The sequence below is a fragment of the Mycolicibacterium vaccae NBRC 14118 = CIP 105934 genome, assembly GCF_001552715.1.
Lineage (GTDB): Bacteria > Actinomycetota > Actinomycetes > Mycobacteriales > Mycobacteriaceae > Mycobacterium > Mycobacterium vaccae.
Genome location: NZ_BCRS01000222.1, coordinates 1 through 7683, shown reverse-complemented (window position 1 = coordinate 7683; position 7683 = coordinate 1). Strand labels below are relative to the sequence as shown.

The following is a 7683-nucleotide window of genomic DNA, read 5'->3' as shown; positions in this document are numbered from 1 at the left end:
CCCCGGGGTGACCCCTCCACCCCCCCCGCCCCTCCAGCCCGCGCCTCAATGGCATACGCGGGTGTGTGTGACCCACCCCTACCCCCCCCTCCCTGGAAGTACCCCCCTCCCTGGAAGGTGAGGTCTGCTGGCCGAGTACAAGACGCTCAGTGAGGCGATGGACGCCAATGATGAGCTTGCCGAGGCTGAGAGACGGTACGAACTTCTTGCGGAGACTTTCGAGGCGGCGCCCTACTTGCGGGCAAATCTCAACCCCGCCCTTGAGCGCGCGAAGGCCGAGATCGTTCGGCTGCGGGCTGCGGGTCCGCCCAAGTCGTCGGAAGTTGGTCGGTACGGTGGTTGCGTTCGATGCCTCCCGCTTTCGGAAGTCGGCGCCGAAGGAGGTCTGCTGATGCCCAGCACTATTGAGACTTGGATTGCCGTCACGGCGGAGACGTCGCGCCGCGGATGGGGCGTCCACACCGACGACACGGGATGCGTTTGGATTAAGCGCCACCAACCTGACGAGTGGATCGCGGGGAGGCAACGATGACGCGTCAACCAGATCTCGGCCTCGGATGTTTTGGTGACACGGAGTGCCAAAGTTATCTACGGTCTGCCTATGGGGCTACCGGGGGGACTCCCAGATATACCGCCGCTGACCAGCAGCGGCGACCTGCCGCGGGGGCGGTTCTGCGCGGACCTTCAGTCTGTTGAAGACAGATTTGTCACCGATGCGGTGTATCAAGGCTCTAACACCCGTGATCAGGTCTGGTCGGATTTCAAGGATTTCTTGGAACTCATCCGGCAAGAACGCGTCCGTGTGCCCGCTGCGTTCGTCGGGGGAAGTTTCGTGACCAAGACTTTGGATCCAAGCGACGTCGATGCTGCGTTGTTTATTGACATGAGCCGGATCACCAATCCAAACACGTTCTCCAAGGTCAGCAAGTTGTTCAGAGACCCAAAAACAGACCTCGGCCTCCGACTCGATGTGTTCATGATTAGGTGGCATCCTGACGGCACCGAGATCGGCGGAGATCCCAAGTACCTAGTTCAACGCGGAAAATGGGACGACTTCTGGCAGCGGAAGGTCGCAAAGGCCGATCGCGTACCTCCACAGCGGCCGCATGCGATGCCTGTTCGGGGATACTTGGAGGTGGTTCTAGATGGCTACCGCTGAATCACAGGGCGAGCGGCTCGCCCGGTTGCGTGCACGGCTCGATGAGCTTCCCGATCCCGACATTCAGTCTGCAGAAGAACTGGACCGCGCCGAGTCAGTCAAAGCCGCCAGACATTTTGGTTTCGATGCGCCGGCATTCCGGACGTCTGTCAAGCTCCGATTCTTCGGGGAGGGCGTGAAAGGAAATGATCTCCGCGGGAGTATCGCAGGTGCCCTGATTGGCGGCGTTTCCGAAGTGGTGGATGCAGCGGCGCGTAGCGTCAAAATCCCGAAGGAGTTTGCCGAGCTCTATCTTTCGCCAGTCGTGGCACCTGGGTCCACTATCGTTGAGTTGTTCGGCCCAGAGCCGGCGACACCCCCGCAGGACAAACTAGACAGTGAAATCGACGACAGTCCAATTGATGCCATCATCAGCTACGTATTCGCACTTCTGTACCGGGTCAATTCTGTGCCCCTAGAGGAGCTTGCGGGCATAGACCTCGAAGTTAATAGGCAGTTAGGGATGAAGCTTTTCACTTTGTCGAAAGACCTTATCGACAGCCAGGTCGACATGACCATCATATGGACTCGCCCCCGCGGGACGAGTCGTACGGAGAACTTCACTCGAGCGACCGCGGCTGGCTTTCGCGCGTTGCTTGACGTGGAAAAAACTGAGAGTGTTCCACGGACCGAGCAGGGCAAACTCAAGCAAATATCAACAGATGGCCAGATCGGTTTCGAGTACGTCGAGAAGAACAACAAGTTTCGATTTATCACCCTCGACAACGACACGATCGGCGAAGAGGACTTGCGCGACCTATGGGCGACCGAAGTGCTTCTCAGTTGGACCGAGGATACGACTTCACACCCCCGGCGGACCTATACCAAGGTCACTCGCACTGTTACCGGAGTTGAGCGTGTTGTTCAGCCGCCGTCACCGTCCGTCGATTAGCCCAGAGTGCGTTGTGCAGCAACGACATTGATCTACTCCGGGTTGAGTTCCCGGATCGCGTTAGCGAGCGCAGTAGAGACCTTCGGCGAGAAGCTTGGTGGTCAGATTCTCGGTGGTCCGTTCGACTTCGCGGAACTTATTGCTGGCGGTGACGGCCCAGGCTGCTGCGTCGGTCATATTCCGTAAAGTAGCGATGGGTACGTAAGCAGGCGCGTGAGCGGATTGTCAGTCGTGTCGCGCTTCCCACGCCGCTTCAAGAGGGATCGACGGTGCTCCGCTGTGGTTGCAACGTAAAGGCCGCAACAAAGTTGAGCACGTTTCAATCGTGCTTGCCTGCAACGTGGTTCGCAAACTCTACATCCGAAAGCTCGGGATGCCGAAAATGGTAAGTCTCGTCGTCGAGCATCACGCCGGCACCGTCGCCAACATGATGCCATTCATGCTGCGGGCTGACTAGAACGCTGGCCGGGATGAAGAAGTGCTTAATCAGCGGGTCGTCTTCTCGCTCTCTTGCGATGAAGCTTTGGCCTACGATGCCGTCGATGTAGACCGGTGGGCCGCCATGCGGCGCGAAGATGGAACTTATTATCGACTGAGCCAGCCTCACGGCCTCCAAGGCCTCGGGCCTGGCGTCGGTTCCGTCCAACGTCAATCGCGAATCATAATGAGAGGCCTTATTTCGTAGGTCGCAGAGATCTTCGAACTTCTTCCTCACATCGGCTCCGACTACACCCCAACCGCTTAGCGCGGTCAGCATCGTATGCCAGTTCTGAAACGAGTCTTTCTTGGCGACCCTCGCGGTGGCAGGGTGGGACTGGTAGTCATTTCGCAAGGTAATGACCAACTGGTTAAGAATGCGCTCACCCAGGGCGCCCGCCGCCACAAGCGACGCGTAGTACGCACCGGACGCAAAACTCATCCGAATGTGGTTGAGGAATAGGTTGTGCCGAGCAATGACCGACCAGGGTGCTGGCCCAAGCGCAATGAAATCTTCGAGCTTCCGTTCGAATGAGTCGGCGCCGAAAAGGTGTATGAGCTGTTCTCGAATGAGGCGCTGGTTGTTGTGCCATTGCGCGGCGATCTCGGGTTCGTAGGATGTCGTGTCCTGCGTGAGAAGCGTAGCGCGGGTGTCGAAGGAGAACTCCATTGGTCGATAGCGACGGCAGCCGTCAGCTTCGGTTCGGGTTCTACCGAGTGTGGCCTGCTTCATAGTCGCCGAACCGACTCGGTGTCCAAATTCCGTCGCACTGATCGGTCTTGCATCAAGCGGACGAGGTCAGTCATCAGTCGGAAAGCGGGAAGCGCAACCCCCAGCAGGCGCTTGTGGTCCGAGGTGAACCGCACTTCTGAGACACCCCTTTCATCGTCGTTGCCGTTGCGTTCCATATGGTTCATGCCGATGCTGGCCCAGGGGCGACCGTGCGCGAACCCCGAACAGATTTTCCAGATCAGCTGCGGGTTGGAAGCCGACGAGTGGTGGTTGGCGTATTCCATTACCGGGGTGCTGAAGTACCGATTATTCAGCGCCTGGAGATCGCAACCGGCGGCCAGACCGATGTCGATGATGCGTTCGAGTCGGCGCTGAAGCGGTTGATAGTCGGGCCGCGCGAGGTCACGTACTGCGTTGTCGCTGTCGCGAACGTTCTTCAGCCACCAGCGCAACCCGTGCTCGATCCTGGTGATGGGGTCGGCGGGATGAAGTATCCAGAAGCCGGCGCCAAAGTTCTCCAAGGCGCCACGCACAAGGCTGTAGTCGGCGTAGCCATGGATGAGGTTTGGGTTCGCGTCTATGGCGAGGGACTTGAGCGCATGCAAATGGTCCAGGCCTGCGTTAAGGCACCACCTAGCTGCGTGGGATATCTGAAACGGGTCTGTTGCGTCATCGGCGGCGGCAAGCTCCGATCCGGGTTGAACAGAGAACTCGTTCGGGGTTTGTATGCGATTGACTACTACCTCTATGAGTTCAGCAATCTCAGCCCATTTGGTCAACACTTGCTCGTCGGTTATATCGTCCGCCACGACGGGAAAATCTAGTGCGCGGACGCCGTAGAGTTATGGAACTTGGCCTAACAGCTAGCAATGGGCTGAATCGCGACCGCGATCTAGTTACAGCAGTGCGCCCCCGGCACCGCATCGCACGGCCGGTGCACTACTGGGGGAGTCGACCTTTGTCCCCTTGCGGGCCTACCTGATCGCTTTGTACAGGGTGGCGAACGCAGTCCCTATGACAACGAGTGAATCGCCCTGGGTTCGCTGGAGGCTCGAGCTATTGGATTCCGACCAGGGCTTGGTCGGTCCGTGATGCATCGTAGAACGCGGCTTCGAACTTCGTCGGAGGTAGGTCGTCGAGGTAGCTGTGGAGTCGGCTCGTGTTGTGCCAGTACACCCAGCTGAGGGTGGCCAGCTCGACATCCTCGACGGTCTTCCACGGCCCGGTGCGGGCCGGTCCGTAGATCAACTCGGCCTTCTAGTAGCCGTTCACCGTCTCCGCGAGGGCGTTATCGAAGCTATCGCCAACGGTTCCGATTGAGGGCACCGCGCCGATCTCTGCCAGACGCTCTCCATAGCGAATGGACGTGAACTGAGACCCGGCATCGGAGTGACATACCAAGTGTGGCAGCGTGTTTCCGCGTGACCACCGCGCCATTTCGATTGCATCGAGCACCATCGAAGTGCGCATATGCGAGGCTACTCGCCAGCCCACGATCATCCGTGAGTAGGCATCGACGATGAAGCACACGTACGCGACCCCGGCCCAGGTCGGCACGAACGTCAGATCGGTCACCCAGAGCTGATTCGGGGCGATCGCGGTGAACTTGCGCTTGACCAGATCCGGATGCCGGGCCGCCGTCGGATCAGGTTTGGTGGTGCGGATACGTTTGCCGCGCCGGACTCCTTCGATGCCGGCGGCCCGCATCAGCCGGGCCACCTGATCGCGGCCGACGTCGTGACCAGCACGCCGGGCGGTTTTCCAGAGTTTGTGGGCGCCGTAGACGCAGTAGTTGTCCTTCCAGAGTTTGATGCAGCGCCGGCCCCAGGACCGCATCGCGCTGCGCTCGCGCCGACAGGGGTCGGGTTTTGACGTCGTAATAGGTGCTCGGGGCCACCTGCAGACCTGCGCTACGCAGGACGGTGCAGATGGACTCGACCCCGAACTCGCCCCGTTGGGCGTCGATGAAATCGACTATTTCTTGTGTTGGCGGTCGAGCTCCGCCCCGAAGAAACTCGCCGCTCGTTTCAGGATCTCGTTGGCACGCTTGAGTTCTCGAATCTCCTGCTCGAGATCCTTGACCCGCTGAGACTCGGAGGTAGATACCCCAGGTGCATGTCCGTCGTCGATGTCGGCCTAACGCACCCAAGATCGCACTGACTCGATGCCGTACCCGAGCTGGCGAGCGACCCGCGCCACCGTGCCCTGCTCGGTCCCCAACTCTTCTCGCAGCGTGCGGACTATCCGCACCGCCGCGGCCTTTTCCTCTGGGCTGTAACGACGTGTCGTGGGCTTCCCAGGCGACTGTTCTTTCGGCATACCTGCATCCTCGTTTCCGAAGTCAGGAGCCTCCAGCATTTCCAGGGCGATTCAGAGCGAGCGCGGTTAGTCCTTCGGCGAGGAGTTTGGTGGTCGGGTTCTCGGTCATCCTCTCCACTCCACGGAACTTGTTGCTTGCGGTTACGGCCCAGGCCGCAGCGTTGCTCATGGCCGGCGAACATAGCGGCGGCCACCGACATCTCTTGCCGTAGACCCTTTCGGTCGGGAAAACCCTGCACGGTGACCCGTTGGCATGTTGCAATCGAGATGTGCTTCCGGGGGGGATTCAGCTTGAGCTGAACAAACAAAAATGGACCGTGCTCAATCCACTAAACGCCGACGGAGGAGGGTTCGGCACGCTCTACGAAGTCACTGACGCCCAACACAACATCGCGGTGGCGAAGTTGGTAATGAAAGAGCCCGGCGCAGAACGGGAGCTGCTGATCGGCGCCGCAAACGAGGCGGCTAAGCATCGCAACGTCGTGCCGCTCCTCGATGACGGCGAACACGACAACAACTGGGTGATGGTAATGCCGCGTGCCGATAGGTCACTCGCGCAGCACCTCAACGACAGCGGAGGCTCGCTCAGCGTCGAAGAAACTCTTGTCGTCCTCACTGACATCGCAACCGCTCTGTCTGACATCAATGGTTCGCTCGTACACCGAGATTTGAAGCCACAGAATGTACTGCTACTAAACGGAACGTGGTCTCTCGCCGACTTCGGCATCTCCCGATACGCGGAAGCTAGTACGTCGCCAGATACGCGCAAGTACAGTCTGACCGCGCAATACGCAGCGCCTGAGCAGTGGCGGCTAGAGCATGCCGGGGCGGCCGCGGACGTGTATGCCTTCGGTGTGGTGGGCTATCGGCTGCTCGCAGGACATTTGCCTTTCCCCGGTCCGGACTTTCGAACCCAGCATTTGGGCTCCGCCCCGCCGGACCTAACGGTCGGGTCCACAAGGCTGCGAGACCTTATTGAAGAATGTCTATACAAGGTTCCTGAGACGCGCCCGACGCCTACGGCCATATTGAAACGTCTCGGCAAGATTGCTGGCGGTGCGCCTGCCAGCACTGGCCTTGAGAAGCTTGCCCAAGCGAACCGAGTGCAAGTCCAAAGGCGATCCGCCGAGGATGCTCAAAGGTCTGCCGAGCAGGAGCATCAACTTTGGCTGCAGCGCCTCCAAGAAACAGGTGCGTCAGCGTTTAAACGGGTTATGGAAGAGCTGACCGAGGCTATTAGCGATTACGCCCCGACCGCGAATCTTCTATATGGGAAAGGGTCATCGGCGACATCATTTGATAAACAAGCTGCCGGCAAGTTGTTCATCGCAGACTTGAACGACGCGCAATTGGGCCTCGACATTCCGGCGCCGAGTCCCTCGCGCGCCGACACCCTACCGTTCACTGTTGTTTCCGAATCCGTCATCAGCCTCACTCTGCCGGGATCCCAGAATGGCTGGCGCGGTCGAAGTCACTCGCTGTGGTTTTGCGACATCAACGAGAAAGACCGTTTCGCCTGGTATGAACTCGCTTTCATGCAAAGCACCTTGGGCGGAGGCGCAGGTACCCATCAGATTGAACCGTTCGGCCTCTCGGCACCCGAGGCCCATGAGGCGTTTAACCCCTTGCGCCTTGCCTCCATGCAATTAGCCTGGGGGTGGGATGAACTAGACAGGTCGGACTTATCGGAGTTCGTCGGCAGGTGGCTCGGATGGTTCGGCGATGCCGCTCAAAACCAACTGCAACGGCCGCTGATGATGCCAGAGCGGCCAACTCAACGCCGACAGAACTCGTGGTGGTCGCGGTTAGGCGGTAGATAGATCCCGACGTAGTCCCGGGATGTCGGTGAGTCCCGCTAGTGTCCGGCCATGGACATCACCGTTCACAGCACCCAGCCAAATCAGCAGCCTTCCCCCTCTTGGGGCTTCAAGAGCCCGCGGCCGGACCACCTTCCGCTGTCCGCAGCCGTATGGGACACAGCAGTCCGCTAAGACAAAGGAGGGCCAACAGTCGCCGAAGCACTATTCGACGCCCTGAGGTCCCTCGAAGAGCAGGTGATCAAGG

5 protein-coding genes, 1 pseudogene and 1 other annotated feature are annotated in these 7683 nt (G+C 59.5%); of the genes and pseudogenes, 3 read left to right on the top strand and 3 right to left on the bottom strand.

Annotated elements, in window-relative coordinates; all coding sequences use genetic code 11:
- Nucleotides 1-601 precede the first annotated feature (601 nt).
- Entirely contained in the window at nucleotides 602-1159 is a 558-nt protein-coding gene (locus tag MVA01S_RS27475; RefSeq protein ID WP_003934081.1) for a DUF6932 family protein, read from the top strand.
- Entirely contained in the window at nucleotides 1146-2090 is a 945-nt protein-coding gene (locus MVA01S_RS27470) for a hypothetical protein (protein ID WP_003934080.1), read from the top strand. Before MVA01S_RS27475 ends, MVA01S_RS27470 begins: the two co-directional genes overlap by 14 nt.
- 319 nt (nucleotides 2091-2409) lie before the next feature.
- On the opposite strand, the gene MVA01S_RS27465 is transcribed toward MVA01S_RS27470, so the two are convergent.
- From MVA01S_RS27465 to MVA01S_RS30635, 3 genes and pseudogenes are all read right to left on the bottom strand, one after another.
- Complete coding sequence (locus MVA01S_RS27465; RefSeq protein WP_003934079.1) at nucleotides 2410-3237, bottom strand: hypothetical protein; 828 nt, start codon at nucleotides 3235-3237, stop codon at nucleotides 2410-2412.
- A gap of 59 nt (nucleotides 3238-3296) precedes the next feature.
- Complete coding sequence (locus tag MVA01S_RS31400; RefSeq protein ID WP_003934078.1) at nucleotides 3297-4109, bottom strand: hypothetical protein; 813 nt, start codon at nucleotides 4107-4109, stop codon at nucleotides 3297-3299.
- A gap of 247 nt (nucleotides 4110-4356) precedes the next feature.
- Nucleotides 4357-5619 (bottom strand): annotated as a pseudogene (locus MVA01S_RS30635) (IS3 family transposase).
- Nucleotides 5189-5320, bottom strand: a sequence feature (AL1L pseudoknot). Its footprint overlaps the pseudogene before it by 132 nt.
- Before the next feature lie 269 nt (nucleotides 5620-5888).
- Here MVA01S_RS30635 and MVA01S_RS30630 point away from each other — a divergent pair.
- Nucleotides 5889-7439 carry a serine/threonine-protein kinase gene (locus tag MVA01S_RS30630; protein WP_157895608.1) on the top strand — a complete coding sequence of 517 codons (1551 nt, stop codon included), beginning with the start codon at nucleotides 5889-5891 and terminating at the stop codon, nucleotides 7437-7439.
- The last annotated feature ends 244 nt before the right edge of the window (nucleotides 7440-7683 follow it).